The following is a 517-nucleotide window of genomic DNA, read 5'->3' as shown; positions in this document are numbered from 1 at the left end:
GTCACGTTAATCACGAATGTCCGGAGTAACATGAAATCCAAGGCATTATCTCTCTGGGATAGATTGATGTTAAGGCGGCGGTTTTTGATAGAAACCGTCATCGATCAGCTCAAGAATATTTCTCAGATAGAGCATTCAAGGCATCGCAGTCAACTCGGTTTTTTATTGGAAGTTACTGCCGGCCTTATTGCTTATACATTCCAACCTAAAAAACCGAGCTTGAATCTACGGGATAATGAGATCGCTATTTTTAAGCGAAGCTGAGGTTTATTATAAAAATGCCCGCTTAGTACTACAGCCGTAATGGCTGTGGAATAAGAGGGGTATCCCGGCGCCGATAATGACATTGTTGTGCGCGGTACTGATGTCGTCGTCGCCAGTTTGACCAAAATAAAATCTGTTCGACGGTTTCTCTGGTCTTTTTCATCAGTTTTGACAGCAGGTTACGCAGTTCCGATATGCTCAGGGCTATCAGTCCCTGCGGTGTTTTTTTTCTCCTGTATCCGCAAAACTGCCA

Annotated in this window: 1 protein-coding gene and 1 pseudogene; one reads left to right on the top strand and one right to left on the bottom strand. The window is 43.9% G+C overall.

The window, feature by feature from the left end:
• Window positions 1-264: transposase (locus tag AACS92_RS03650; RefSeq protein ID WP_241537968.1), on the top strand; the 264-nt coding region annotated here is incomplete at its 5' end.
• 28 nt (window positions 265-292) lie between these two features.
• Here AACS92_RS03650 and AACS92_RS03645 read toward each other — a convergent pair.
• Window positions 293-517 (bottom strand): annotated as a pseudogene (locus AACS92_RS03645) (hypothetical protein); the annotation flags it as partial.

This window comes from Xenorhabdus sp. KJ12.1 (assembly GCF_963876495.1).
GTDB lineage: Bacteria > Pseudomonadota > Gammaproteobacteria > Enterobacterales > Enterobacteriaceae > Xenorhabdus > Xenorhabdus stockiae.
Note: the sequence above shows the minus strand (reverse complement) of the source record. Positions and strands in the feature narration are given on the sequence as shown.